Source organism: Rasiella rasia (genome assembly GCF_011044175.1).
Lineage (GTDB): Bacteria > Bacteroidota > Bacteroidia > Flavobacteriales > Flavobacteriaceae > Marinirhabdus > Marinirhabdus rasia.
Genome location: NZ_CP049057.1, coordinates 31,632 through 57,420 on the forward strand (window position 1 = coordinate 31,632; position 25,789 = coordinate 57,420).

30 protein-coding genes are annotated in these 25,789 nt (G+C 32.5%); 25 read left to right on the forward strand and 5 right to left on the reverse strand.

The window, feature by feature from the left end; translation table 11 throughout:
* Positions 1-48: 48 nt before the first annotated feature.
* Together G5B37_RS00145 and G5B37_RS00150 are read right to left on the reverse strand one after the other, a co-directional pair.
* The gene (locus tag G5B37_RS00145) at positions 49-1,308 is read right to left on the reverse strand and encodes an MFS transporter (protein ID WP_164678031.1); all 1,260 of its coding nucleotides are present in this window, start codon (positions 1,306-1,308) and stop codon (positions 49-51) included.
* Positions 1,309-1,402: 94 nt separating this feature from the next.
* On the reverse strand, positions 1,403-1,831 hold the full coding sequence (locus G5B37_RS00150; RefSeq protein ID WP_263649816.1) for a cupin domain-containing protein: 429 nt from the start codon (positions 1,829-1,831) through the stop codon (positions 1,403-1,405).
* A gap of 533 nt (positions 1,832-2,364) precedes the next feature.
* Here G5B37_RS00150 and dnaK point away from each other — a divergent pair.
* The 3 genes from dnaK (at position 2,365) to G5B37_RS00165 (ending at position 9,718) form a co-directional block, all read left to right on the forward strand.
* Positions 2,365-4,275 (forward strand): molecular chaperone DnaK, encoded by a 1,911-nt coding sequence (gene dnaK / locus G5B37_RS00155; RefSeq protein ID WP_164678032.1) that lies wholly within the window; start codon positions 2,365-2,367, stop codon positions 4,273-4,275.
* A gap of 266 nt (positions 4,276-4,541) precedes the next feature.
* Complete coding sequence (locus G5B37_RS00160; RefSeq protein ID WP_164678033.1) at positions 4,542-8,624, forward strand: phosphorylase family protein; 4,083 nt, start codon at positions 4,542-4,544, stop codon at positions 8,622-8,624.
* A gap of 317 nt (positions 8,625-8,941) precedes the next feature.
* Positions 8,942-9,718 carry a hypothetical protein gene (locus G5B37_RS00165; protein ID WP_164678034.1) on the forward strand — a complete coding sequence of 259 codons (777 nt, stop codon included), beginning with the start codon at positions 8,942-8,944 and terminating at the stop codon, positions 9,716-9,718.
* Between the two features lie 196 nt (positions 9,719-9,914).
* On the opposite strand, the gene G5B37_RS00170 is transcribed toward G5B37_RS00165, so the two are convergent.
* The gene (locus G5B37_RS00170; protein ID WP_164678035.1) at positions 9,915-10,832 is read right to left on the reverse strand and encodes a hypothetical protein; all 918 of its coding nucleotides are present in this window, start codon (positions 10,830-10,832) and stop codon (positions 9,915-9,917) included.
* 290 nt (positions 10,833-11,122) lie between these two features.
* Here G5B37_RS00170 and G5B37_RS00175 point away from each other — a divergent pair, with 290 nt between their 5' ends.
* The 18 genes from G5B37_RS00175 to G5B37_RS00260 all read left to right on the forward strand — a co-directional run bounded on the left by G5B37_RS00175 (position 11,123) and on the right by G5B37_RS00260 (position 22,462).
* Positions 11,123-11,596, forward strand: a complete 474-nt coding sequence (locus G5B37_RS00175) for an SRPBCC family protein (RefSeq protein ID WP_164678036.1) — start codon at positions 11,123-11,125, stop codon at positions 11,594-11,596.
* The gene (locus G5B37_RS00180; protein WP_164678037.1) at positions 11,593-12,537 is read left to right on the forward strand and encodes an SDR family NAD(P)-dependent oxidoreductase; all 945 of its coding nucleotides are present in this window, start codon (positions 11,593-11,595) and stop codon (positions 12,535-12,537) included. The genes G5B37_RS00175 and G5B37_RS00180 overlap by 4 nt, the downstream gene beginning before the upstream one ends.
* A 40-nt stretch (positions 12,538-12,577) precedes the next feature.
* Positions 12,578-12,982, forward strand: coding sequence for a nuclear transport factor 2 family protein (locus G5B37_RS00185; protein WP_164678038.1), 405 nt, complete (start codon positions 12,578-12,580; stop codon positions 12,980-12,982).
* 43 nt (positions 12,983-13,025) lie between these two features.
* Positions 13,026-13,931, forward strand: a complete 906-nt coding sequence (locus G5B37_RS00190; protein ID WP_164678039.1) for a helix-turn-helix domain-containing protein — start codon at positions 13,026-13,028, stop codon at positions 13,929-13,931.
* 18 nt (positions 13,932-13,949) lie between these two features.
* Complete coding sequence (locus tag G5B37_RS00195; RefSeq protein WP_164678040.1) at positions 13,950-14,315, forward strand: EthD domain-containing protein; 366 nt, start codon at positions 13,950-13,952, stop codon at positions 14,313-14,315.
* Between the two features lie 6 nt (positions 14,316-14,321).
* Entirely contained in the window at positions 14,322-14,990 is a 669-nt protein-coding gene (locus G5B37_RS00200; RefSeq protein WP_164678041.1) for a Rossmann-fold NAD(P)-binding domain-containing protein, read from the forward strand.
* A gap of 154 nt (positions 14,991-15,144) precedes the next feature.
* Positions 15,145-15,660, forward strand: coding sequence for a hypothetical protein (locus G5B37_RS00205; protein WP_164678042.1), 516 nt, complete (start codon positions 15,145-15,147; stop codon positions 15,658-15,660).
* A gap of 83 nt (positions 15,661-15,743) precedes the next feature.
* On the forward strand, positions 15,744-16,310 hold the full coding sequence (locus G5B37_RS00210; protein WP_164678043.1) for a nucleotidyltransferase family protein: 567 nt from the start codon (positions 15,744-15,746) through the stop codon (positions 16,308-16,310).
* A gap of 2 nt (positions 16,311-16,312) precedes the next feature.
* Complete coding sequence (locus tag G5B37_RS00215) at positions 16,313-16,900, forward strand: Crp/Fnr family transcriptional regulator (RefSeq protein ID WP_164678044.1); 588 nt, start codon at positions 16,313-16,315, stop codon at positions 16,898-16,900.
* Between the two features lie 86 nt (positions 16,901-16,986).
* Positions 16,987-17,292: a hypothetical protein gene (locus tag G5B37_RS00220; RefSeq protein WP_164678045.1), complete on the forward strand. Its 306-nt coding sequence runs from the start codon at positions 16,987-16,989 to the stop codon at positions 17,290-17,292.
* A gap of 34 nt (positions 17,293-17,326) precedes the next feature.
* On the forward strand, positions 17,327-17,956 hold the full coding sequence (locus G5B37_RS00225; RefSeq protein ID WP_164678046.1) for a class I SAM-dependent methyltransferase: 630 nt from the start codon (positions 17,327-17,329) through the stop codon (positions 17,954-17,956).
* 90 nt (positions 17,957-18,046) lie between these two features.
* Positions 18,047-18,877, forward strand: a complete 831-nt coding sequence (locus G5B37_RS00230) for a sigma-70 family RNA polymerase sigma factor (RefSeq protein ID WP_263649817.1) — start codon at positions 18,047-18,049, stop codon at positions 18,875-18,877.
* Between the two features lie 58 nt (positions 18,878-18,935).
* Complete coding sequence (locus G5B37_RS00235) at positions 18,936-19,553, forward strand: FMN-dependent NADH-azoreductase (RefSeq protein WP_164678047.1); 618 nt, start codon at positions 18,936-18,938, stop codon at positions 19,551-19,553.
* A gap of 3 nt (positions 19,554-19,556) precedes the next feature.
* Entirely contained in the window at positions 19,557-20,063 is a 507-nt protein-coding gene (locus G5B37_RS00240; protein ID WP_164678048.1) for a cupin domain-containing protein, read from the forward strand.
* Between the two features lie 161 nt (positions 20,064-20,224).
* Positions 20,225-20,509 (forward strand): DUF1905 domain-containing protein, encoded by a 285-nt coding sequence (locus tag G5B37_RS00245; protein ID WP_175017396.1) that lies wholly within the window; start codon positions 20,225-20,227, stop codon positions 20,507-20,509.
* Positions 20,500-21,252: a helix-turn-helix domain-containing protein gene (locus tag G5B37_RS00250; RefSeq protein WP_164678049.1), complete on the forward strand. Its 753-nt coding sequence runs from the start codon at positions 20,500-20,502 to the stop codon at positions 21,250-21,252. Before G5B37_RS00245 ends, G5B37_RS00250 begins: the two co-directional genes overlap by 10 nt.
* A 140-nt stretch (positions 21,253-21,392) precedes the next feature.
* Entirely contained in the window at positions 21,393-21,785 is a 393-nt protein-coding gene (locus G5B37_RS00255) for a VOC family protein (RefSeq protein WP_164678050.1), read from the forward strand.
* Positions 21,786-21,793: 8 nt separating this feature from the next.
* A complete protein-coding gene (locus G5B37_RS00260; protein ID WP_164678051.1) occupies positions 21,794-22,462 on the forward strand; it encodes a class I SAM-dependent methyltransferase in 669 nt (222 codons plus the stop codon).
* A gap of 163 nt (positions 22,463-22,625) precedes the next feature.
* Here the strand turns inward: G5B37_RS00260 and G5B37_RS00265 are convergent, their stop codons facing one another.
* Positions 22,626-22,880, reverse strand: a complete 255-nt coding sequence (locus G5B37_RS00265) for a hypothetical protein (RefSeq protein ID WP_164678052.1) — start codon at positions 22,878-22,880, stop codon at positions 22,626-22,628.
* Positions 22,858-23,451 carry a hypothetical protein gene (locus tag G5B37_RS00270; protein WP_164678053.1) on the reverse strand — a complete coding sequence of 198 codons (594 nt, stop codon included), beginning with the start codon at positions 23,449-23,451 and terminating at the stop codon, positions 22,858-22,860. Before G5B37_RS00270 ends, G5B37_RS00265 begins: the two co-directional genes overlap by 23 nt.
* A gap of 364 nt (positions 23,452-23,815) precedes the next feature.
* Here G5B37_RS00270 and G5B37_RS00275 point away from each other — a divergent pair, with 364 nt between their 5' ends.
* From G5B37_RS00275 to G5B37_RS00290, 4 genes are all read left to right on the forward strand, one after another.
* On the forward strand, positions 23,816-24,049 hold the full coding sequence (locus G5B37_RS00275) for a thioredoxin family protein (protein WP_164678054.1): 234 nt from the start codon (positions 23,816-23,818) through the stop codon (positions 24,047-24,049).
* Between the two features lie 68 nt (positions 24,050-24,117).
* Positions 24,118-24,837: a hypothetical protein gene (locus G5B37_RS00280; RefSeq protein WP_164678055.1), complete on the forward strand. Its 720-nt coding sequence runs from the start codon at positions 24,118-24,120 to the stop codon at positions 24,835-24,837.
* Between the two features lie 4 nt (positions 24,838-24,841).
* Positions 24,842-25,105, forward strand: a complete 264-nt coding sequence (locus G5B37_RS00285; protein WP_164678056.1) for a DUF2024 family protein — start codon at positions 24,842-24,844, stop codon at positions 25,103-25,105.
* 53 nt (positions 25,106-25,158) lie between these two features.
* Complete coding sequence (locus tag G5B37_RS00290; RefSeq protein WP_164678057.1) at positions 25,159-25,770, forward strand: MarR family transcriptional regulator; 612 nt, start codon at positions 25,159-25,161, stop codon at positions 25,768-25,770.
* Positions 25,771-25,789 lie beyond the last annotated feature (19 nt).

The window sequence follows — 25,789 nt, forward strand, 5'->3', positions numbered from 1 at the left end:
ATTTATTGAAAATAGTTTTCAACAACTACGCTTTACGCATCATATATATTAAGATGTAGGTTTTGAAATTCTATAAAAAATAATGGAAGCCAGTAAACCAACAGTAGAAAAACCAGCCAGTAACCAAAACACATAATGATGCCCTGTAGCACCTTTAAACGTGTCTAACAAATAGCCAGTCATAGGTCCTGCAAATATATCGGGGGTATAACCCACAAACGAAATAAGCCCTACCGCCGTACCTGTAAGTGCCAGCGGAATTTTACCTTCTCGCATTACGGCAAAATACAATACGCGCGCTGCGTACACACCAATTGCTGTAATAATAATGGTTAAGAAAAACATCATGTCTGTACCAGGTCCTAAGATCCCTGAAGCAAATAAGGAAGCTCCAATAATAGAGAATAAAAAACCTAGGCAGAGGTAGAGCGAAGGCCTGCTTCTATCTGCCAAAAAACCAATGGTTACCCCTACAATAGGCCGTATAAAGAGCAGAAAGGTGCCTGTTTTGGCAGCATCTACTTCAGAATAGTATAATACCTTACTTGCATAAAGTGAGAAGATATCGGTTATTTTATAGCCTACATAAGCGCACAGTATTATTACCATGAGTAGCCATACAGACGGTAGTTTGAGTACAGATTGTATGTTTTTTAGTGTTATTTTTTCGCGCAGTATATTTTCTTCGGAAACTTTAGATTTTAAAAAGAAGAACACAGCAACACCAATAAGGGCAACTAGTATTGACGAAATATAGACTACCATAGCAAAGGCATCCTTTTGTTGAAATGTATTAAGCGCTACATTTTCTGAAGGAATAAAAAGAGAAAACACATACACCCCCAACAACCCAAACAGCGCGCCAACGAGTCCGCGACCCCCATCAAGAAATCCGAAGGCTTTTCCTTGGTTTGTTGTGCCTCCCCAAACACGAGTAGCCTTTATCATAGGTGCCCAGAACAAAAATATGGTAGTAAAACCCCAATAGCCATATAAAACCTTAAGGTGAAACAACGACGGATTGTTAGCGTAGACAATTCCGCCAAGGGCAGTTAACACAAGAGCAATACCCATGAGCTTTCGGGGCTCAAATTTATCGGCTAACGGTCCTCCAATAAGATAAGACCCTAGCGCTACGAGTCCGTAGATGGAGAAACAGAGTCCGATTTCTACATTGGTAATATTAAAAACATCTAAAACGGTTGCTCTAAACACTCGTGCTAAAACGAAGGGAAGTATAAACACTGCTTCCCCTGCTAGAATAAGCAAGATAATATACAGCGGAGATTGTTTTGTGGGTTGGCTCATGAATATGCAAGGTATTCATTTTTATTATTCTTCTGTATGAACAGAACAATACCCCTTCCTAATAAGTATCTCTGGAGACCTATGCAGCACACGTTTATTTTGGTTCTACAATTAAAAAAATTGCTGTGCTATCGCCTACGTTTTGTACTTGGTGCCAATCTATGCCGTCATTATAAAACTCTGTTCCAGTTGGCACTTCTACAACTCGGGTGCCTGTGGTATCTGTAATTTTAAATGTACTTCCTTGTATGGTGTAACCAAAGTGAGATGCATGATAGTGTTTATCATGTCCTACCCCCGGCGGGAAGGTACATTTAAGCACTCTAATTTTTGGATTGTTTTCTACAACTTCGCACACGGCCTGATTTTGCCAACCTGCTTGCAGTGGGTCTGGCAATTTAGTAGTGTTTTGGCAAGCCATACATAGTGTAAATACGACGCAAGCCAGAACAATTTTAGTATTCAAGACTATTTTATAACGGGGCTTTTGTTTGCGGTATAGGGTTTGAAAGAATGTACTCATGTATGCTTGGTTTGTTAGGGTGTTTCCAGAAAATTAAAAATACATTTTTATTTCAGAAGGGGAGTGTGTGTGGTGTAATTCCTTTTAAAATCATTGTTTACGGCCCTTTTAGTTTAAGTCAAGCGTTTGTAAGAGAAGGGTAAAATTTAGGTATGCACTGCGTTATGGATAGAGCGGTGTGTTTGAGCTCTTTTGCGATATTATTGTATGTATTCGCCTTTTGTATGTAGTACGAGTTTTTTTAAGTTTCTAGTGTCGCAAAAAGCGAGTAGCGATAGCCAGACCCTGCTGTAGCTTGTAATTTTACTAGCTGAAACTTTAGGGGTTTGGCGCGGGGTTAGGTAAATGCGACGCATAGCGCAGGGGAACGCCCTAATTTGTACTACTGCAATTGGGCTATAGTGCTTGTACTGACGAAAAATGCGCTGTTTTAGGATGAATTCTGACACCCTGTCAGTTAGGTTGCAATGGCATAGTCCTTGACTTATAGAGAGCGTAAGAAAATTCAATTTAAAAAATATAACACTAATAATATGAGTAAAATAATTGGAATCGACTTAGGGACAACTAACTCTTGCGTTTCGGTAATGGAAGGTAGCGAGCCAACGGTAATCCCTAACGCCGAAGGAAAAAGAACAACTCCCTCTGTGATTGCATTTGTAGAAGGAGGCGAAATTAAGGTAGGTGATCCTGCAAAACGTCAGGCAGTTACCAACCCAACAAAAACAGTTGCTTCTATCAAGCGTTTTATGGGGAATAAATTTTCTGAGTCTAGTAAAGAAGCAGAACGCGCAGCCTATAAAGTGGTAAAAGGTGACAACAATACACCACGTGTAGATATCGATGGTCGTTTGTACACTCCACAAGAATTAAGTGCTATGATTCTTCAGAAAATGAAGAAAACGGCAGAAGATTATCTTGGTCAGGATGTAAGTCGTGCGGTAATTACTGTACCAGCATACTTTAATGACAGTCAGCGTCAGGCTACTAAAGAAGCCGGAGAAATTGCTGGATTAAAAGTAGAACGTATTATCAATGAGCCTACAGCGGCTGCATTGGCATACGGATTAGATAAAAAGAGCACCGATCAGAAAATTGTAGTATTCGATTTTGGTGGTGGTACGCATGATGTATCTATCCTTGAATTAGGAGATGGTGTATTTGAAGTATTGGCAACAGATGGTGATACACATTTAGGTGGTGACGATGTAGACCAGAAAATTATTAACTGGTTGGCAGATGAGTTTATGAGTGCTGAAGATATGGATCTTCGTAAAGACCCAATGGCATTACAACGTTTAAAAGAAGCTGCAGAGAAAGCAAAGATTGAATTGTCTTCTTCTGCACAAACTGAAATTAACTTACCGTATGTAACGGCTACCGCTAGCGGACCGAAGCACTTGGTGAAAACGTTAACACGTGCTAAGTTTGAGCAATTAATAGACGATTTAGTAAAGAGAACTATTGCCCCTTGTGAAAAAGCACTAAAAGCTGCTGGACTTTCAAAGAGTGATATCGATGAGATTATCTTGGTAGGAGGTTCTACACGTATTCCTGCGGTTCAGGACGCGGTAGAGAAGTTCTTCGGAAAAGCGCCTAATAAAGGAGTAAATCCAGATGAGGTTGTAGCGGTAGGAGCTGCAATTCAAGGTGGGGTATTAACTGGAGATGTAAAAGATGTATTGTTACTAGATGTTACGCCACTATCACTTGGTATTGAAACCATGGGTAGCGTAATGACAAAGTTGATTGATGCAAACACTACCATCCCAACGAAGAAAAGTCAGGTGTTTTCTACGGCAGCAGACAATCAGCCTTCTGTAGAGATTCACGTATTGCAAGGTGAGCGCCCAATGGCAAACGACAACAAGACAATTGGTCGTTTTCACCTAGACGGAATTCCACCAGCGCAACGTGGGGTGCCACAAATTGAAGTAACTTTTGATATTGATGCCAATGGTATCATTAAAGTAAGTGCTACAGATAAGGCAACAAATAAAACGCAGGACATTAGAATTGAAGCTTCTTCTGGATTAACCGAAGAGGAAATTCAGAAAATGAAGCAAGAAGCTGAAGCGAATGCAGAAAGTGATAAGAAGGCGAAAGAAACAGCCGATAAAATCAATGAGGCTGATGCAATGATTTTTCAAACTGAAAAGTTACTGAAAGAATCTGGCGATAAGTTATCTGAAGATAACAAAACTAAGATTGAAGGTGCTTTAGAAGACTTGAAGAAAGCCTACGAGACAAGAGAAGTTGAGAAAATCGAGCCAGCGCTTGAGAACATCAACGAAATCTGGAAGACGGCAAGTGAAGAGATTTACAAAGCACAAGCCGAAGGACAAGCAGGAGCTGCTCCAGGACCGGATGTAGATACAGAAGCTACAAGCGATGCTAAAGAAAGCAGCGATGTAGAAGACGTAGATTTTGAGGAAGTGAAGTAAGCAGAAGCTTCTAGGTGCTTATCCCGCCGCATTGCGGGATCTTAAACCCAGAATCATATAGTAATAGAAAATCCCCAATCTGTTTAAGGTTGGGGATTTTTGTTTTTTGCGGTGCTGCTAAAAGATGTATCTTTAGGGTAACCGCTACATAAAGAATAGGCTGCCCTGGCTGTGTATTGGGATAAAGGCTATACAATTGATGTTGTGAGAAGTTGGCATTTATTGCTAATAAAATTTGGTAATTAATAAGTTTAGAAATCAATTCTATGAAAACGAAAGATTTATTTCTTGATCAATTTGATCCGAAAATTAAAAGTGAAATAATTGAATTTGGAAAACGGCTAAATTCTATGAATGCTGACGTTTTTATACTGATGGCGCGAAAAGCTGCCTGTTTCATAGATTGTCTTCAAGAACTAAATCTCACCAGCTTAGATGGTTTTATTACATCAGAAAGGATATTAGATTTAGACACAAAATGGTTAAAAGGAAAAAGAATAGCGATTATTGATGATACAATTATTTCTGGTACGACCTTATTTAAAACTATCAATAAATTAAAAAAAGTAAACGTAGAAAATATTTCTGTTTCCGTACTTACGGTAGATAAAGAGCATTTTGTTGAAGATTTACTTATTAATGACGATACTCAAGAAAGTTATCTTTTAGAACCATATTTAAAGTTGTCACATACCGAATGTATTAAGGTATGTTCAGATATCGTAAACGCTTTATCAATATTTCCAAGACCTTACAATGTTGACTTCCCATATATCAGTAAAGTAAACATCTTAGAAAATGATTTTATAAGATTTGTACAACTCACTAATTGGACGTTAGAGGACGGAACGTCGTACCTTCAAAACAGGCATAACACCTTCACATATTCATTTACTCCAAATTTCAGCCTTGAGGACGAATTTGATCAATTACTCGGTATAAAAGCATCTAAATTTGCAATGCTAAAAATAAGAGCATTTGGGAAATATTTAAAAAAAGATAAGAATTCTTATATATTAAAAATACTCCCAGTTGTAGTTTTAAAGCCATTAAGTTACAACAATATCGATGACCTATTTGAATCGATTAAGATGATTAATAGTGATGACACTTTTAATCAGATAAAGACCAAATCATCAAAACTACGATTTATACAATATTTTTTAGCCTCTATACTTGCGGAGTTTTGGGTAAATTCTATCTCGAAATTTATAAATGCAAAAGTTGAAATAAATCATGATGTCTCGTCACTAAGGCTACTTTATAATCAAGATATTATTTCTTCGTTCTTGAAATTAATGAAAGTCAAAACTGTTCCAGTGCTTTTAAATGACATTCATTTAGAACCTGACGAAATTAACATCGATAATCTTGACTATATTCCCCATAATAAACGCGATGATGAAAATGTTGAATCAATACATTTATTATTAACCGAGCCATTTCTTAGATTGTATCATGAGAAGGAAAAGAAAGCATGGGAGACTGTAAAAAAGTATGGCCGTAACGTCTTTGAAAATCCTGAATATATAAAACTAGTAAATCGTCTGGAGAAGGGATTTTCCTTGTCTTTCTTAATAAAACTATTAGATTTTTCTGAGGATATAAACTCCGCTAAAATCGTTTCATCATTCTTAGACAAGGCTATTGATATCGGAATAGCAGTTCCTATAATTGTTGACGATTCAGAGGAAAAACTCATCTATAGAGCCTATAGACATGGAGAAGATGTCCCTTTCGGAGAAAAAGAGGAAAAACTTTTAGCCATAGTAATTAAAGCTTTTTCGGAATCACTAGGAAGTGAGAACTTACAGCACATTTGGTTAGAAAAACTTACTGTGTTGTTATTAAAAATTGGCATACAAAATAAATTTCTCAATCCAATTATAACAAATATTCCCCAAAGGGATACTATAACTTCAAAAAAGGGTCATTTAACTGCTGTTGCTTCTATTAAATCATATCTTTATGGACCTGTGGCAACTTTCAAAGAATATGAAATCGGCGAATCAATTAATTCCAAACCTTTCCTAGAACCCGGGGAAAAAGATTTATGGCTATCTAATGTACTTTTAGAAAAAGGAATAATTATCAAAGAACCAATCAAAAATCTATACAGATTTAATCAGTTTCCTAATATCTCGTTAGATGAAAAACTTGAAGGAAAAGCTGAAAATATTGGATTGGTGTTTGGAGAATTAATGAAGAAGAAAATAATTTCAAAAGACAATGATTTAGTGAAACTGACAGCCTGTGTTTATCCCCAAGATTGTCTACAATCTTTGGCAGCAGAAATCAACATCTTCAACAAGAAATGGAGATATTATCAGCAATATTTAGAACGAAATTTTCATAATAAAAAAATGCATTATCAATTAGCTGAAGGGGTTAGAAATTCAAATCTGGCCTTTACAGCTATCAATAGCGGCCAACAAAAATTCTTTTGGTTCATTGAAAAAGATGCCTTGAAATTAATTGATCATATTAAAAATATTATCGAGCCAAAATATTTGAAGAATATATGGGCAGAATTTTGGTCTCCAAATAAAGATTGGAATATAGAATCAATTGATAAAGATCTTTATAAAGGCATAATTAATCAAGGACTATGGCTTATTTCAATGAACAGTTATTTGAGGATTTTAGACTATAGTCTTAGAAATACTGCTATTCCAGAAGGTAAAATTCAAATTAATAAAAACAATAATCTAAAAAATAAGAGGTTTGAAGAAATTAAGGAGTATCACAAAAAGCTTACAAAATATAAATCAAATAAACGGACTCGAGAAATTATACCATTCGTCGAAAGTTTAATCAATAAAAGAAATGAGCTTTCTGAAACTGACCACTTGGCAAATATTAAAATAGTTTTAACTAAAATTAGAAGTTTAGTAAATAACTCAAAGGTATTATTGGACAACACAGATCTACTCGTAAATAAATTTGGAAAAATTGAAAATATTCAGAGGTTTAACCACACATTATATATCGACATTGATGAAAGTTCATTTTTTTTAAAAAAAAGAGTCTGGAAAGAAATTTTTGACTTCATCGATCAATATAAAATAGACCTAAATAATTCTGAAGACCAGGAAGATTTAATTATTCAAATACCACATGACAAAAACGTGCTAGAACGAGGAGTATGGTTTGCTTCGAATGGTTCACTTAGCTCTACCACCTTAGTAGATTTAGTGCATAAAATTATCGAAAAATTCACATCGACTTTAAAAGTTAAATGCGTAATATTCGGACAGTTACCTGAAGACTTTAGAATAAAGACAGCTGGAACAAATAGTTCGAATATTAAATTCGGTAATTTTTGGACACAAGTTTCGCTGTTATCTGAATTTTTTACTATAGATTTTCAGAAAAATATCGAAGAAAGCGAATTAATTTCGTTAATAGAAAATAAAGAAATTCTAAACTCGGAGTTCAACAAATTATTGGAACCAGAAAAATATCAATATGAATTACGTTCTTCGCTAGAAATTAAGGATCAAGGTGTTTTTAATAACAATTTTATCTACGAACAATATATATACTCAAGCAAGATGACCAAAGAAAACGCAGACATAGGTGTTATTACTGTTGTAACTCACGAAACAAGGGCTGTTTTAAAGCATCTACGAATAAATCCAAAAAATGATATTTTAAAAAACGGACGATCCTTCTATGAAGGTGTTACAGAGGCTTCTGAAAAGGGAATACATAAAATTGTTGTAACTCAGCAATTAGATATTGGAAATAGATCAGTTATCCCTGCATATAATGCTCTAGTAAACACTTATCGACCAAAATTAATTATTTTACTTGGTATAGCAGGAAGCATTTCAAAAGATCTTGAACTTTGCGATGTGGTGATTGCAAATCAGGTTATTTATTACGAGAATAGAAAGGAAGTCCCTAATAAAACAAATCGGAGGGGCGAAATGTATAAAATTGAAGTAAAGCTAAAACAAGTTATCAATAAATTTTTTGTAATACATAATGAGCCGGCAGTTTTCAAGGCAGAAAAAGATTCTTTAAATGAGGATTTTCAAATTTTGACTGGTCCTATTGGAAGCGGAGAAGCTGTAATTGCAGATAATGCATCAAGTATAAAAGAATGGTTGCTTGAAGTTAACTCTAAGACCCTTGCGCTCGAAATGGAAGCTGGAGGGTTTCTACAAGCATTTTATGAAGATGGATTATCCGAATTTCAACCCATTCATGGAGTTTTAGTCATTCGTGGTATTTCTGACCATGCCGATTTTGAAAAAGATGATAAATGGAGAAAACCAGCTTCTGAAAATGCCGTTAAATGCTTATCGGAAATTTTAAAAATTATTCCCGAATTCGAAATATAACCATAAGCAACAAAATGCCAACAACGTATATAATTTATGGCTTAGATGGGTAAACGAATTAAACTTCCTACATTTTTTTACTAACTTGTCAATCGGATAAAACCGGCGAGGCTTGCCATCCGAAACGGCGCTTTTACTCCGGCTAAATTGAAAAATTCGGCTCAATCAAGCGCTCAACGCTCAATTCGCTTTAGAAATCATAGTCTAGGGTGGATTTCGTAAGAAGGACTCATTAAGCCACCCTAGCAAGCAAAGACGCCGCTTAAAACCAATTTTAATCTGTAGCCGTATTTTAGGACGAGACATTTAATAAAACGATGATAAAAGATATTTTTCTATCATTCCGAGATAATTTCAAAGAAAAGACAACCAATCCATTTTTAGGTACATATTTAATTATTTGGATTATTAGAAATTGGGAATTGGTCTACTCTCTTTTTAATTTTGATTCAAGCGACACCTTAGAAATTAAGGTGAATTTTATTAAGGAATATTATAAAAACAATTCATTTATTGAAGGTATTTTAAATAATATTCTTTGGACTTTCGGCGTATTAATAATTACTTTTCTATTACTGAATATTTCTCGTGCAATTGTAAATTTATTTGAAAAGCAACTTAAACCTTGGATATATAAACTAACCGACTCAAAATCAGTTGTACTAAAATCAACTTATGAAATTATTAGAAACGAAAGAGATGATTTGCAATTCAGACTTGACAAAGAAAGAGATTCAAAATCAAGACTTGAATCAAGAATAAAAACATTGGAAGGAGAAATTTTAGAGCGAGAAAGGGCTGTTGCAGAAAAAGAAGGAGAAGAAAGTATTGAATCAAATAAAAAAGAAGAGCCTTCTGATTTACAACTCGTATTTAATAAGTTAAATGCTTTAAAGTTAATTGAGGATTTCAAAGAAATGGCTGTTGCATCTAAAAAAGGGGATCCAATTTCTGTAGTGCACAATTCTGTAGACAAATATCTCGAATATGGACTATTAGAATATAAAGAATCCACATATAGTGGTGATGGGAAATATTATAAAGTAACACCCGAAGGAGATAAATTACTCAGATATATGAGAAATAATATATAAAAACTATGCCCAACAATGTATAACCGCAATTACGGCGAATTCGACTACGTCCGAATCCACTCGGAATTACGAGCGTTAGTACCAAACAGAAAAAAACAACTTAAAACGCATAACTGACGGTTATACAAGACCGTTAACCTTCATTACGACTAACTGACTAATCAGGATGAAATTATTTGAAGCAGTTAAGCATAAATCACTGTTTAAAGTAACTCGTTTTATATGCTAATCCTATCCTTTTTTCCATTAGTAATACTTCAGGTTTATCTTTTCTTAAACCAACTTGCCAATTATTAAAAATCTCCCAATCATCGTTACTAAAAATTGGGTTTCCATACTGATTCATCAAGGCTCTTCTAATTCTATCTTCTTCTCCTTTTCCCGTCAAAATCCATACTACATTAAGCTTATTATCTCCAAAACGAGCTTCAATTTTTCTTGGAAACCCCAAATAATCTACACCAAAACAGTTTATCTGAATTTGAGCATTGGGATCTGATCCATCTAGTTTTTCTGTATTAGTAAAATTACTACGGGCTTCTAATATTGGTTTTAATTCGTCAATAGTGGCTCCCATTTTAAGAAATGCCGGAATTTGATCTGAGGAATTAGGCTCGGTTTCGTCTTTATAGCTTAAATCTATATACGGATTTTCCCAAGCATATAGATTAGTATGCATTGCTTCTTTTGTCAATATCCAAGCGGCATCCTTGTTTTTATCTAAAAATAACCTATCTGCAACATAGACATCATAGTTCAAATATACTCTGGCTGTATCAATACGCTTACTTACAAAAACTTTCTGTACATTCCCCCTTACCTCTATGTATTTAAGCGTGTCGTCGGCAAATGTAAATACAACTTTGTCAATTATTCCATTACTAGTCTTTACTTGAGAGCAGACTAAGTGCTCCTCTTTTAATTTTGCTAAGGGAAAGTTTGGATTGTCGACCGATATCGTGTCTACTGTTTTAGATATTTCTTTTAATTTTTGAACAGTTTTTTCTAGTGATTCATTCAACTTAACACCATTGAATATTGATTCAGTCTGTGCATAAAACATGCAAGGTGTAATCAGAAAAATAATTGTGAATATAATTTTATGCAAATTCATAATTGGAAAATTTCTTTATTATTCTATAAGGATATCATTAAGCTTGATTGTTACAACATATATAAAAAATAGTAGTTTCAGTACTTAAACGAAAGATAGATAATAAAATAAAGGTCAGTTATAAACCGGAAAGTTAGTACTTAAAAATCTGCTACTTTTCATATACAAAACCGTCGTGTGCAATGCGGAAAAAACAAATACAGTAAATTGAATTAGATAATCCGTAATCTGCTTAATTTCTTTCAATAAAAAGCCTGCAATTTTGTGGTATAAAATCACAAACAATTGAAATGGCAAATTCAAAATTAGTTTCTTTCGAACTTTCACACTTCTATCCAATTATAGAACTTCAAAAATTCTGGGAGTTTTTCGTTGACCATAAATGGTATTCTCAATCCGAAATTATGGCGGGAGAAATTGTTGTCCTTAAAGAAGGTAAAGACCACCCACAGGGCTTGGGAGCTGTTAGAAAAATTTTGATTGGAGATATAAATCTTACCGAAGATATTGTTGGTTTTGACCCACCAAATTATTTCAGTTATGCTGTACACGAAGGAGGTATGCCTGTAAATAAATACAGAGGAGAATTTTTCTACGAATCGAAGAATGGCGGAATGTTATGGAAATACAAAGGAAACTTTGAGCCAAAACATTTCGGTACAGGTTGGTTTTTTAAATGGTTTCTAAAATCAAGAATGAAATCACAACTTCCTGTATGGGAGAATGGGTACAATTCTTATTACAAAACAAGTACTTCACTATGAAATTATTAAACGCAAAGACACGTATTTTACTCAAACTGTTCCTTCCTCAGCGAAAAAAAGCCAATTCTAAATATGCAATTCCTGAGTCAGATAAAAATTTGTCTGGGAAAACTATTGTCTTTACAGGTGGAACAGACGGAATAGGTCAAGTAGCTGTTGAAATGCTTTACCAAATGAATGCAAATATTGTTTTGTTAGCACGAAATCCCCAAAAAGTCCAGAAGCAAATTAAAGAATTGAAGTTGCCAAAAAGACAAAATACAATAGATTTTGAAATTTGTGATTTGGCATCTATGAGCAGTGTAAAAGATTGTGCCCATCGTATTTTAAAGAGATACGACAACATAGATGTTCTGGTAAATTGTGCTGGAATTAATTCTACCGATAAAGCAGTTAGTAAAGATGGTTTTGAATTGAATTGGGCTATCAATTATTTAGCGCCATTCCTTTTGACCAATCTATTAGTAGAAAGGCTAAAAGAATCGGCATCTGCTCGCATAGTGAATATCACTACGAACACAGATTTTCTAGAAAAAATCAACTTCGATGAAATTGAAAAACAATCTGATTTTTCCACCAATGATAATTATTCCGCGTCCAAATTATCTTTAAATATGTTTTCCATTGATTTAGCTGAAAGACTTAAAACTACTGGTGTCACGGTAAATTACCTCTACCCTGGATACATCAAATCAAACTTATTACGACACCTGAAAGGAGGAGCGAAACTAATGCAATTTATGATGAATATTATGGCATCACCAACCGAAGTGGGTGCAGACAGAATCCTACGACTAGCCATATCTTCCGAATATAAAGAGGTTACGGGAGTATATGTCGCAGAAGACCAAATTATGCCACCTCATAGCGAAGCTCAAATTGAATTAAAAAGAGAAAAGCTTGAACAAATTACAGTAAAGGCATTAAAACAATGGTTATAAAATTACAATTGAACAATTTTTAATATAAAACTCTAATAAAATGAAAAATGTAAAAAGCACTGAAGCTAATAGAGTGTTAGCACAGAAAGTAATAGAAGCAATTAGTAATGATAATTGGGAATATGTAAATGAAGTTTTTGCAGAAGATGCTATTGTTTGGGTAGCTGGTAGTATGCCAATTTCAGGCACACATACTAAAGATTTTGTAATCGTTGCAGGTAAAAGAACAAGAGAAGGTTTTCCCGAAGGACTGAGCCTTAAAACAAAAGCTATGACAGTAGAAGGAAGTCGAGTCGCCATTGAAGCCGAATCTCTTGGAAAGCATATTAGTGGTAAAACCTACAATAATCATTTTCATATTCTAATGGAAATAAAAGACGAAAAAGTTTGTACTTGGAAAGAATATATGGATACTATGCACGCAAATGAGGTCTTTTTTGGATAAATAATGCAAAGACATTATAAATGCAAATTATTATATTAACAAGATGGAAGAATTTAGAGAGATAAAATCAATTAGTCAGATGCATCACCTTTTAGGATTGAACAAGCCTATGCATCCGGCAATTTCATTAGTAAATATGAAGGATGTTAAACTCTCTAAAGAGCTGTTCAATCAAAAATACATCTGGGATTTTTATATGATTTCTTTAAAATTCGAGAATTGTGAACTTCAGTATGGCAGGCAATACTATGATTTTGAAGAAGGGACTTTAGTCTTTAGTTCACCTGGACAAGTATTCGAAGCAAAAAAACTACCTGAAACATTAAATGAAAACGGTTGGGCCTTATACTTTCATTCAGATTTAATTCAAAAATCTGATTTAGGCAAGAACATAAAATCATATGGATTCTTTTCTTATAAGTCCAATGAAGCGTTGCATCTATCGGGAAAAGAAAAGGAAAAAATTTCGCGATGCATTGAGGCAATAGAAGACGAATGTCAGCAAAATATAGACAAACATAGTCAAACCGTCATTGTTTCTAATTTGGAATTATTACTCAACTATTGTAATCGATTTTACGACCGTCAATTTTATACGCGAAGTACACACCAACAGGATGTTGTAGAAAAAATCGAAGAATTATTGGTCGATTTCTTTAATTCGGAAAAATCCACACAACAAGGGATTCCAACCGTAAAATTTTGTGCAGACCAAGTGAATCTTTCACCAAACTATTTGAGTGATTTACTGAAAAAAGAGACAGGTAAGAATACGCAAGAGCATATCCATTTTCACCTCATTGAAAAAGCTAAAAATCTATTATTGTCATCAAATGTATCAGTTAGTGGAATTGCTTACGATTTAGGTTTTGAATATCCACAGTCTTTTGGAACTCTTTTTAAAAAGAAAGTTGGAATGTCACCAAACAAATACAGACAATTAAATTAACTCTAAAGCAAAAAAACAATGGTAAAATATTTAACATTTGCAAAGCGAAAAGACGGGATGTCTCACGAAGATTTTGCAAACTACTATGCAAACCAACATACACCTTTATGTGTTGAACTTCTTCCTGTTTTAAAAAAATGTACCATAAGAAGAAATTTTCTTCTGGGTAACCAGATAATTTACCCGCAAGGCTTTTCAGGTGAATTAGAATATGACGTGGTTACAGAATCAATTTGGTCTAACCCAGAGGCATTCAATCAATTTCTAGAAGATATTAATAACACGGAAATTCAAGAAAAAATCAATGAAGACGAAAAGAATCTTTTTAAACCAGGCTCTATTCGAGTAGTTATGGTTGAAGTTTCCGAACATAAAAACGAATAACTTGTTATGAAAGTTATAATGACAGGTTCAACTGGTATGGTAGGTAAGGGAGTTTTGTTGGAATGTATTGATGATGAAACAGTTGAAAAGATTTTATTAATCAACAGAAACCCAATTGACATTTCTCATCCCAAGATAAAAGAAATTTTGCATCAGGATTTTACAAGTTTCAACAAAATTAAAGTAGAATTCAAAGACTATAATGCTTGTTTTCATTGTATGGGTGTATCATCAGCTGGTATATCTGAAGAAACTTATTATAAACTCACTTATACAATTTCTGAAGCACTAGCTAATGCAATTTATAATGTAAATCCTAATATACTTTTTACATATGTTTCAGGTGCAGGAACAGACAGTTCTGAGCAAGGTTACTCAATGTGGGCAAGAGTAAAGGGCAAAACCGAAAATTTTATTTTAAACAAAGGTTTTAAGGATGCTTATGCGTTTAGACCAGGAGTTATTTTACCTGAACGTGGTGTGAAATCTAAAACTAAACTGTACAATTTTTTCTATGTTATCACTAAACCAATATTTCCTTTAATAAAAAGAATGAAGTCAGTAACAACCACTTCAAGAATTGGAAGAGCAATGATTAATTTATACCATGACCCTCATCCCTTAAAACATCTTGAAGGAGCTGATATCAACAAGGTTGCCAAATTAAAAGTATAAAAGTACAGCACACCACAAAGCATATACCCCACGCCTCTTGACATACCTAAAAATTTATTACCTTTCAATTGAATAAATTTTTGGGTAACCTGTTCTAGTAAATATTGGCGCAGGTCATCTGTGAGAACGTTGTGTGTAATTAAAAAATGAAAATATGGATGTATTAAAACTATCAATCGAATGGGCAAAAGCCGAAGTATTCTCAACACGTTTCTTTATTTTCTTCGCTATTGGCTTTTTAATCGCAAGTGCTGGATTTTGGCAATTAGGAAAAACAGATTTAGCAAAGGCTTATATCATTCCAACATTAGTAGTAGGTATATTACTATTAGTAATTGGCAGCGGTACTAACTACACCAATATTCAAAGAGTTAAACAGTTTGAAAAGGATTTTAATACCGATGAAACTGCCTTTTATCACTCCGAAATTAAACGTTCTAAAAGCACTTTAAAGCAATTTGCATTTGTATTTAAAGTAGTTCCAATATTAATTATCGTAGCAGCATTTTTAATTCTAATTATTAATACACCAACTTGGAGAGCAATTAGTGTTACAACCATTTCAATGTTAATTGTCATTTTATTAATTGACGGAAATGCACAATCAAGAATTGAGAACTACCACAAAGATTTGAAATTGTTGGACTTAAAAAATGAAATAAAAAAATAACTGCACACAACAAAGGCTATATGTCCATGTCGGGCAAAAGCCCGCCACGGCACATAGCCAGACCGTTGGCGGTAATTAGAAAAATGCAAAAATCAGAAATCAAACTAATAGAAATCATTGAAAATGATATTTGGATGACTAACATTTTGAAAATTGTTAGAGGTTTAAACTTAAATGATTGTTGGATTGGAGCTGGTTTTGTAAGAAACAAAGTTTGGGATGAAAAACATAGAAAAGACAGAACTGAACTTAATGATATTGATGTTATATACTTTGATAAATCAAACGCAAGTAAAAAATATGACTTGCAAATAGAAAACAAGTTACGAAAACTAAATTCGCATCTAAAATGGTCTGTAAAAAATCAAGCAATAATGCATATTAGAAATGGACACGAACCATATGCTAATTGCAATGAAGCAATTTGTTTTTGGCCAGAAACAGCAACTGCAATAGCTGTAAGACTGAATCTTGAAAACCAAATTGAATTTATAGCGCCTTATGGTTTAGATGATTTGTTTAACCTTATTGTAAGACCAACTCCTAATTTTGATTTAACTATTTACAATGCTAGAATTAAAAATAAAAATTGGAAAGATATATGGAGTAAATTAAAAATAGAAACCGAACATATAAATAGTTTAAATTAAAAATGAATTCTATTAAAATACAACATCTTCTAGGTTACTTTGAAAATTTTTGGCCAATTGAAAACTTAACTACTGAAATGTTAAATCAATGTGTACTAGAAAAGAAGCTTAAAAAAAAAGAAAAAATCTTAGTAGAAGGAGAAAATTGCAACTTCTTAACTTTTGTGGTTAAGGGCATTTTAAAAACCTATCATATTGACAAAAAAGGAAACCAACACAACCTTCAATTTACTTCCGAAAATAAATGGGTAACAGACTTTAGTAGTTTATATAATAGTCTTCCTAGTAAACTTAATATTGAGGCTTTAGAAGCTTCTATTATTCTACAAATAAAAAAAGAAGATCTTTTTAATTTATATGATAATTCCCCTATGTTCGACAGAAATATGAGGATTATTACAGAGAATGCATTTATTGAACAACAAGAAAGGGTACTTCAGCATATAAGCTCAACTGCTCATGAGAGATATCTTTACTTTCTAAATAAATATCCTAATTTGTCAAACCGTATTTCAAACATACAAATTGCTTCATACATAGGTGTAACTCCAGAATTTTTAAGTGCTATTAGAAAAAAGACAACTATCTAAAGTTAATTTTCTTAAACTATCTTATTGTTTCGCACAAAACAACCTTAGTAGTTTTGCTACTAATAATTAAAACAAATAATTAAAACATGATAGTAGAAATCACCACTTACAAAACGGCTAAAAATGTAACTCACAAAGAACTTTTAATAGCTTCAAAAGCATTTAACAAAGATTATTGCTCTAAATGCAGAGGTCTAATTAGTAGACAATTTTTAAAAACAGAAAATGGTTACATGGATATCTTTGTTTGGAAAAGCAAAGAGGCTGTTGAACACGTTCAAGAAACATTTATGCAAGATACAGATGCCATGAAATTTGCCAGTTTAACAGACGTAAATAGTTTAACAATGAAAAACTATGAAGTTTTAGAATCTATTAGTTTTAAAAATTAAAACTTTTATAATGTTGGTATAAAAAACGATTAAGATGATTGAATTTTGGGAAGAAACTTATAGAAATAATGAAAAAATGTGGGGAGAAAAACCTACAGACAACTCCTTTACAGTTCTTAAATTATTACAAAAGCAAAATATTAAAAACCTACTAATTCCTGGTTTTGGATACGGGAGAAATGCAAAGGTTTTTTATGATAATGGAATTGAAGTTACTGGAATTGAAATCTCAAAAACAGCTATCGAAAGAGCCCATAAATATTTTGAAAGTGACGTAAAAATACACTTTGGCTCTGTTACTAAAATGCCTTTTGACAAAAACCAATATCAATCAATCTACTGCTATTCACTAATTCACCTTTTAAATAAAACCGACAGAAAAAAATTAATTAAAGATTGCTATACACAATTAGAATATAACGGAGTTATGATTTTTGTGGCATTATCTATAAATGACAAAAGATTTGGAGTAGGAGAAAAATTAGAACATAACACTTTTTATTCTCCACAAGGACTTAATCTTTTCTTTTATGATGAAGTTTCTATTAAAGAAGAGTTTGGGGATTATAATATTTTAAAAACAATAGAAATTAATGAACCTTTAAAAAAACCAAATGAAAAACACTGGATGATTATATGTAAGAAAACATCTAAAAACGAATAATCAAAGTGTACAAATAATTAATACATTTTAAAAAAATGTCACGTTTTCACTTTTCAAATTGTCATACCTTCAAAACATAATAATTAGATTTTGAAAAATTATCACGACATATTGTTTCCATTCGCATATAACATTCTTGGTTCTTCTGAAGATGCAAAAGATACTATTCAAGATATTCTTGTAAAGTACTTGATAATTGACAAAGAGCATATTGAGAATGAAATTGGATATTTAATCAAGTCTGTCATCAATCAATCGATTAATGTAAAAAAGAAGAAAAAAGCAATAGCTACAGATAGTATTTGGCTTCCAGAGCCACTTTCAACCGAAAATGCAGATGACAACATCAATTACAATGAGATTTTATCTTATTCAATGCTTACGCTTCTGGAGAAATTAACAGCAAAAGAACGTGCTGTTTTTATTTTAAAAGTAGCTTTTGATTATTCTCATAAAGAAATTGCCGAAACCATTGGTTTTACAATTGAAAATTCAAGAAAATTATTAAGTAGAGCAAAAATTAAACTGAATAATAGCAAAACAAAAAACAATAGTATTCCCAAAAATGAATACCAAAAATTGAAGCAATACATTGAAGCAATGCAAAATGGAAACTTGTCTGCTTTAGAAAAACTACTATCTAAAGACATACTACTAGCCGCAGATGGAGGGAAAAACATTAAAGTAGTTAGAGAATTAACAAGCGGTATAACAAACACTTCTAAGCTATTACTTTATGTTTATAGAGCCTTTTTAACTGGTTTAGAGATTAAACACACTATCATAAATCACCAACCTGCTATTCTATTTTATCAAAATGAGGTACTTAAAAATTGTCAAATATTTGAAATAGAAAAAAATTTGATTGTAAATATTTACTCTATTGTTGATCCAAATAAACTAAAATCACTTTCCTTATAAAATTTGTCACGTTTTGTCTTTTGGTTTTGTCATACTATTGAACATAAATACGCAATAGATGAAAAAATTATTACGAATAGATGCCAGCTTAAGAAAAGAAGGTTCGCACTCCAGACACTTAGCTGATTATTTTGAAAAGAATTGGTTAAAAGCCCATCCTACAGGAAAAGTGATTTATAAAGACTTAACAAAAACTGAAATACCTCACTTGAAAAATGAAACGGTAGAAGCATTCCATATTCCTCTTAAAGAGCAGAACAAGATTAACAAACAAGCTACAAGGTTATCTGACAAACTTATTTTAGAACTAAAATCTGCAGACTACGTACTCATTAGTAGTCCTTTGTATAATTTAAATATCCCATCCACTTTAAAATCGTACTTAGATCACATCGTTAGATCTGATCATACATTTAGAGTAAATAAAGATGGTAGTTATCAAGGTTTACTCAAAAACACTAAAGCATATGTAATTACAACTAAAGGCGAAACGTATAAAGGTACAGCAATGGCTTCTTTAGATTTTCAAGAACCATATCTTAAAACAATTTTCGGTTTTATCAATTTAGAACTTAAAGCCATATTTTCTCTTGAAGGAACAGCTTATCCGGAGCTTCTAGAAAAGAATAATAAAATACAACAGGAAAAGATTTTAATGAACTTACAAAATATTTAATCCATGAAACCAGATTACTTTAATGACAAGCTTGAAAATAAAGCTTCTATTATACAGCCCAATGAAGGAGAAAAATTAGAGTTAAGTACCATTGCAATAACATTTAAAGTAACTAGTGAAATGTCTAATGACCAATTAGGTGTTTATGAAATTACGCTTCCGCCAATGGCAATTGGTGCAAAATTGCATTACCATAGATTTATGGACGAAACGTTTATTGTAAACCAAGGAGAGTTAACCATGCAAGTTGGCAAAGAAGAGTACAAAGCCAAACCAGGAACTGTTGCCTATGTTCCAAGATTTACACCTCACGGATTTAAAAATGACACGGATAAAACTGTAAAACTGACCTTAATTTTTAATCCATCTCAAAAACGAGAAGGTTTTTTTAAGGGCTTATATGAAACCTTAAATGAAGTGCCTATTAACCCCGAAAAATATTTAAAACTATACAATAAATATGATAGTTTCCCTGTAGACACTTCTAATATGATACCTGTAAGAGAATAAAACTACAGAAAAAATAATTGTAGCTGGTAGCATTTGTTGAACTATTGTAATCTATTTTAGTAAACAATAATTGAAAAGTAAATCATTTTAACTTACCTTGAAAACAAGGTTGAAATTAAGTTTTCTAGTATTTAGATTATTTTATAAACAAATGTACAATCATGTATGAATTTTCTGCAAAAGTATGGCAACACACAACTCCTGGTGGATGGTATTTTGTTACTTTACCTCAAGATATGTCCAAAGAAATAAAACTATATTTTGGCAAGCAAGAAGAAGGTTGGGGAAGAATGAAAGTTACAGCTTTAATTGATAACTATAAATGGAGTTCAGCGATTTGGTTTGACTCTAAATCAGAAACTTACGTTTTACCGGTCAAAGCTGAAGTTAGAAAGAAATTTAATATAGATGCTAATTCAGAAATCAACATTAAACTATGGGTATAAACTATAATGAATATTCACCATTACCTCAATTAAATTCTATTGTTGATTCAATTTGGTTAGCTACAAATTTCTCACGACAAATTGAATCCAGAATCCTTCCTGATGGTTATATCGATCTAATTTTTGAGCTAAATAAAGAAACTTGCGACTATTCAAAGAATAAAATTAGAGTTTCAGGAATGATGACAAAATTTAATAAAGTAACCTCTAAAAAAAATTCTCAAACCATTGGAATTCGTTTTAAAGCTGGACAATTTAGTGCGCTAATTAATATTCCTATTTCAGAATTAAAGAATCAAACAATAAGTGCTTCAGATATCCTCCCTCAGTTAGACTATTCAATAATAGAAAAGCTTGTTCAATGCAAAAACAACACTACTAAAATTAATATAATCAACAACTTTATAACCGAACGGGTCAAATGGTCTAATACAAATAAAAGTAAGATAGAACTTTCTGTTTGTAAGTCCATTGAAACTAATTTTCAAGATATTGACCTAGCCAAAATTGCTCAAGAGCATTTTATTAGTTTAAGGCAGTTAGAAAGACGTTTTAAAGCAATAGTTGGAGTTACCATGAAGGAATATCATGCCATAACCCGATTTAACAAAACAATGGAACATATTACTACAAACCCTGACACTAGTTTACTAAATATTGCTTTTGATATGGGATATTTTGACCATTCTCATCTCACTAAAGAGATTAACAAAATGTCGGGTTTAAATCCATCAGAAATTTAATACTGTCGTTTTTTTACAAAGTATAACACATTGGTTGTTTTTACTTTTGTGAGATAACAAACAAGATGAGAAAACACTTTTTAATACTTATGTTTCTTGGTTCCTCTTATCTTATTCATTCACAAACTAAAAACAACAATATGGCAAAATTAGAATCCCTTACACCAAACATAATGGTTAAAGATGTAAACGCAACTTTAGATTATTACATAGAGCGTCTAGGTTTTAAATTAATAGATACAAATCCTGAATCAGGTCAATTTGAATGGGGTTATGTTATGCTAGATAATGTGGGAATGATGTTCCAAAAGGAAAAATCATTAAAAACCGAGTATAAAGAAATGGAGCCTTTAAAAGTTGGAGGTGCTTTGACTTTTTACATTAGAATAAATGATATTGATAGTTATTACAATAAGCTAAGCAAAGAAATTAAGATCATAAAACCTATAAATAGAACTTTTTATGGTACCAATGAATTTGCTATAATGGACATAAACGGATTTATTTTAACCTTTTCTGAAACACCAGAATAAATTGCTAAATGAATTTTGAGAAAATTGCAAAACAGTTAGCTAATCCATCAGGGAAATTTGGAGTTGATGTTGCATTGGGCATGAATACTATGAATGAATTCATAAGTAAAACAACTTATGAATTGCTGAAAATAAAAGACAATGAATCTGTTTTAGAAATTGGATTGGGAAATGGTAAATTTATAAAGGATATTCTGAACTATGGTTCAAGAATATCCTTCACTGGAATTGATATTTCTGAGACTATGATAATTGAAGCAAAAAAAAATAATAGCTCTCTAATAGAAACAGAATATGTGGATTTATTTGATGCAGATGTTGAGAAAATACCTGTTTGGGATGAAACACTTGATAAAATATGCACAATTAACACCATCTACTTTTGGAAAAATCCAGTAAAGGCATTAGAGGAAATTTATAGAGTACTAAGACCAAATGGCATATTAATCGTTTCGTTTAGACCTTTTATCGAAGGACAAACACTCAACTTTACTAAATATGGCTTTAAAGAATATCGAGCCGAAGACTTTGAATATTTAATTCAACAAACAGCATTTAAAATAGTTAAAAAAATTGAGAAAACTGAACCCGAAGTTGAATTTAATGAACAAAAACATAATCTATTATCTAAATATTTTATAGTAAAAAAACTACCTCCAACAACGTATATAAAATAGCAATATAGAGCTAAATTAAAAGTTTGGTTCTTTTCTGCTATCTTTGTTTTAAATCGAAAATTAGCACATATAAATCTGCTACTTTTCATTTACAAACTCGTTAACCTTCATTACGACTAACTGACTAATCAGGATGAAATTATTTGAAGCAGTTAAGCATAAATCACTGTTTAAAGTAACTCGTTTTATATGCTAATCCTATCCTTTTTTCCATTAGTAATACTTCAGGTTTATCTTTTCTTAAACCAACTTGCCAATTATTAAAAATCTCCCAATCATCGTTACTAAAAATTGGGTTTCCATACTGATTCATCAAGGCTCTTCTAATTCTATCTTCTTCTCCTTTTCCCGTCAAAATCCATACTACATTAAGCTTATTATCTCCAAAACGAGCTTCAATTTTTCTTGGAAACCCCAAATAATCTACACCAAAACAGTTTATCTGAATTTGAGCATTGGGATCTGATCCATCTAGTTTTTTCTGTATTAGTAAAATTACTACGGGCTTCTAATATTGGTTTTAATTCGTCAATAGTGGCTCCCATTTTAAGAAATGCCGGAATTTGATCTGAGGAATTAGGCTCGGTTTCGTCTTTATAGCTTAAATCTATATACGGATTTTCCCAAGCATATAGATTAGTATGCATTGCTTCTTTTGTCAATATCCAAGCGGCATCCTTGTTTTTATCTAAAAATAACCTATCTGCAACATAGACATCATAGTTCAAATATACTCTGGCTGTATCAATACGCTTACTTACAAAAACTTTCTGTACATTCCCCCTTACCTCTATGTATTTAAGCGTGTCGTCGGCAAATGTAAATACAACTTTGTCAATTATTCCATTACTAGTCTTTACTTGAGAGCAGACTAAGTGCTCCTCTTTTAATTTTGCTAAGGGAAAGTTTGGATTGTCGACCGATATCGTGTCTACTGTTTTAGATATTTCTTTTAATTTTTGAACAGTTTTTTCTAGTGATTCATTCAACTTAACACCATTGAATATTGATTCAGTCTGTGCATAAAACATGCAAGGTGTAATCAGAAAAATAATTGTGAATATAATTTTATGCAAATTCATAATTGGAAAATTTCTTTATTATTCTATAAGGATATCATTAAGCTTGATTGTTACAACATATATAAAAAATAGTAGTTTCAGTACTTAAACGAAAGATAGATAATAAAATAAAGGTCAGTTATAAACCGGAAAGTTAGTACTTAAAAATCTGCTACTTTTCAATCTGATTAGCTAGGCTGGATTTATAAAAAGATCGAAAATAAGTTTTTATAGTTAGGAATCCTTACTATATTTGTAATGCAATTGTGCAATAACATAAATTCTTAATCAAATGAGTAAATCAGTTTTTTATCACGCAGGTTGTCCTGTATGTGTCAGTGCAGAACACGACATTATTAATTTAGTAGGAAAAGAAAATGTTGAAGTAGTTAACATTGGCGAAAATCGTACACGAATTTCAGAAGCAGAAAAAGCAGGAGTAAAATCTGTTCCAGCGTTAGTTACACCTAATGGCAATGCGTTACACATCAATTTTGGTGCTTCAATTGCAGACGTAAAAGGATAATTTTTTAACTTATAAAGTTAGGATTCCTAATATATTGTAGGTATCCTAACTTTTTAAAACAATTTAGTATGAAATCAATAATATTATTTTCAGCCATGGTTTTTTCGGTACTTCAAACCGGCTATACCCAAGAAAGCGAATACAGAAATGACGACTTTTTAATAAATGAAGTTAGCGTAACGCACCAAGCCGATTTAGGCATTACAATTTGGGAAATACGTGTGAATGGCAAGGCGGGCAACACAACGCCTACAAAAGTTGGTCAACTCAATGGCGCACCAGTTTTGGGATATGTGTTTCCAACCAGTTTAAAATCAACCGACGTAGGTTTCAATCAAACAGCTGGTATTGTAGCACTTGCTCTAACATCTCATCCCGACTTTGATGATACACCTTTGTGGGACGAGAATAACGATAACGTTTATGATAACGATGGCGTTATTTGGCATCCTCATTGGGTTATTCTTCACGAAGATAAACGAGTAGGGGGAGGTCTTTCAGTAAAACAATTTAAAAAAGCAGATGAAGCAGTTATATTACCGCCAACAAATCCAGGAATGCCAATGTATATGGACTCACCAGGTTATCCTGTTTCCACTAAAAATAGAACCATAAAAGTCATAGTTCCTGATTACCGAATGAACAACAAAACAGAATTTAATTATGATGGTGTTACAGCTTTTATGAAAGTTAACACAAGTAATGAAAACTTACCAATGTTGGGCGTTTATGAAGTTTTTAGTGTAGCAAGTGGAGATTTGTCTTTACCCTATAAAGTTAAAAAGTAATATCATGAAAATAGCAGTTTGGGACACCTATGTGAAAAGAGAAGATGGAAAGGTAATGCATTTTGATATTTTGGTTCCAAAAAATATAACAGACGAAACAACCATAATAGCTCATGGTAAGTCTTATTTGGAAACCAAGGCTTTTGCAACAAACCAATTAACAGCTAATGAATGTCGCCTATGTCATTTTGAACAAGCAACCCAAGATATTATCTTATCAATTCAACAAAAAGGATACGCAATTATAGAAATGGAAAATTGTAATTAATTTAATTAGGATTGCTAACTTTGCCTGTCGAATAATTCTCGACAGGCTTTTTTATGAAAGAAAGTACATTTAATCCAAAACAGCAAGAAAACGATATTTCGAGTAAAATCGTTGTAGGATTGGAACGTGTTTCAGAAGTATTTAAAATCTTATTATGGGAGCAAGCTAAAATGGTTGGATTAAGTCCAATTCAAATTCAGATACTTATTTTCATAGCATTCCATAAAACAGATTTATGTAACGTTAGTCACCTTGCTAGAGAGTTTAATATAACAAAACCGACTGTAAGTGATGCTGTTAGAATTTTGGACAAGAAAGGGCTTATCATAAAGGACTATTCATCATCTGACAGTCGAAGTTATTCAATATCCCTATCTAAATTAGGTAATGAAATAGTCTCACAAACGAACGACTTCTCAAGTCCGTTAAAAAAGGAAGTCAATGCATTTTCGCAATCTGAATTAGAGAGTTTGTTTGCAACGTTAAGTCAACTAATATATAAGCTAAACCGCAATGGAATTTTGAGTGTTCAAAGAACTTGTTTTGCTTGTAAGTTTTATGAAAGAAATCGAGAAGTTGATTATTGCAACCTACTTCAAAAAGAATTATTGAATAAGGAAATCCGATTGGATTGTCCAGAATATGAAGAAAGAGCTAGTGGCTAACAACATATATAATTAATCC

Excerpts from the sequence above, each read along its gene's own strand:
- G5B37_RS00145 (WP_164678031.1), bottom strand. The coding sequence starts at position 1,308 with ATGAGCCAACCCACAAAACAATCTCCGCTGTATATTATCTTGCTTATT.
- G5B37_RS00150 (WP_263649816.1), bottom strand. The coding sequence starts at position 1,831 with ATGAGTACATTCTTTCAAACCCTATACCGCAAACAAAAGCCCCGTTAT.
- dnaK (WP_164678032.1), top strand. The coding sequence starts at position 2,365 with ATGAGTAAAATAATTGGAATCGACTTAGGGACAACTAACTCTTGCGTT.
- G5B37_RS00160 (WP_164678033.1), top strand. The coding sequence starts at position 4,542 with ATGAAAACGAAAGATTTATTTCTTGATCAATTTGATCCGAAAATTAAA.
- G5B37_RS00165 (WP_164678034.1), top strand. The coding sequence starts at position 8,942 with ATGATAAAAGATATTTTTCTATCATTCCGAGATAATTTCAAAGAAAAG.
- G5B37_RS00170 (WP_164678035.1), bottom strand. The coding sequence starts at position 10,832 with ATGAATTTGCATAAAATTATATTCACAATTATTTTTCTGATTACACCT.
- G5B37_RS00175 (WP_164678036.1), top strand. The coding sequence starts at position 11,123 with ATGGCAAATTCAAAATTAGTTTCTTTCGAACTTTCACACTTCTATCCA.
- G5B37_RS00180 (WP_164678037.1), top strand. The coding sequence starts at position 11,593 with ATGAAATTATTAAACGCAAAGACACGTATTTTACTCAAACTGTTCCTT.
- G5B37_RS00185 (WP_164678038.1), top strand. The coding sequence starts at position 12,578 with ATGAAAAATGTAAAAAGCACTGAAGCTAATAGAGTGTTAGCACAGAAA.
- G5B37_RS00190 (WP_164678039.1), top strand. The coding sequence starts at position 13,026 with ATGGAAGAATTTAGAGAGATAAAATCAATTAGTCAGATGCATCACCTT.
- G5B37_RS00195 (WP_164678040.1), top strand. The coding sequence starts at position 13,950 with ATGGTAAAATATTTAACATTTGCAAAGCGAAAAGACGGGATGTCTCAC.
- G5B37_RS00200 (WP_164678041.1), top strand. The coding sequence starts at position 14,322 with ATGAAAGTTATAATGACAGGTTCAACTGGTATGGTAGGTAAGGGAGTT.
- G5B37_RS00205 (WP_164678042.1), top strand. The coding sequence starts at position 15,145 with ATGGATGTATTAAAACTATCAATCGAATGGGCAAAAGCCGAAGTATTC.
- G5B37_RS00210 (WP_164678043.1), top strand. The coding sequence starts at position 15,744 with ATGCAAAAATCAGAAATCAAACTAATAGAAATCATTGAAAATGATATT.
- G5B37_RS00215 (WP_164678044.1), top strand. The coding sequence starts at position 16,313 with ATGAATTCTATTAAAATACAACATCTTCTAGGTTACTTTGAAAATTTT.
- G5B37_RS00220 (WP_164678045.1), top strand. The coding sequence starts at position 16,987 with ATGATAGTAGAAATCACCACTTACAAAACGGCTAAAAATGTAACTCAC.
- G5B37_RS00225 (WP_164678046.1), top strand. The coding sequence starts at position 17,327 with ATGATTGAATTTTGGGAAGAAACTTATAGAAATAATGAAAAAATGTGG.
- G5B37_RS00235 (WP_164678047.1), top strand. The coding sequence starts at position 18,936 with ATGAAAAAATTATTACGAATAGATGCCAGCTTAAGAAAAGAAGGTTCG.
- G5B37_RS00240 (WP_164678048.1), top strand. The coding sequence starts at position 19,557 with ATGAAACCAGATTACTTTAATGACAAGCTTGAAAATAAAGCTTCTATT.
- G5B37_RS00245 (WP_175017396.1), top strand. The coding sequence starts at position 20,225 with ATGTATGAATTTTCTGCAAAAGTATGGCAACACACAACTCCTGGTGGA.
- G5B37_RS00250 (WP_164678049.1), top strand. The coding sequence starts at position 20,500 with ATGGGTATAAACTATAATGAATATTCACCATTACCTCAATTAAATTCT.
- G5B37_RS00255 (WP_164678050.1), top strand. The coding sequence starts at position 21,393 with ATGGCAAAATTAGAATCCCTTACACCAAACATAATGGTTAAAGATGTA.
- G5B37_RS00260 (WP_164678051.1), top strand. The coding sequence starts at position 21,794 with ATGAATTTTGAGAAAATTGCAAAACAGTTAGCTAATCCATCAGGGAAA.
- G5B37_RS00275 (WP_164678054.1), top strand. The coding sequence starts at position 23,816 with ATGAGTAAATCAGTTTTTTATCACGCAGGTTGTCCTGTATGTGTCAGT.
- G5B37_RS00280 (WP_164678055.1), top strand. The coding sequence starts at position 24,118 with ATGAAATCAATAATATTATTTTCAGCCATGGTTTTTTCGGTACTTCAA.
- G5B37_RS00285 (WP_164678056.1), top strand. The coding sequence starts at position 24,842 with ATGAAAATAGCAGTTTGGGACACCTATGTGAAAAGAGAAGATGGAAAG.
- G5B37_RS00290 (WP_164678057.1), top strand. The coding sequence starts at position 25,159 with ATGAAAGAAAGTACATTTAATCCAAAACAGCAAGAAAACGATATTTCG.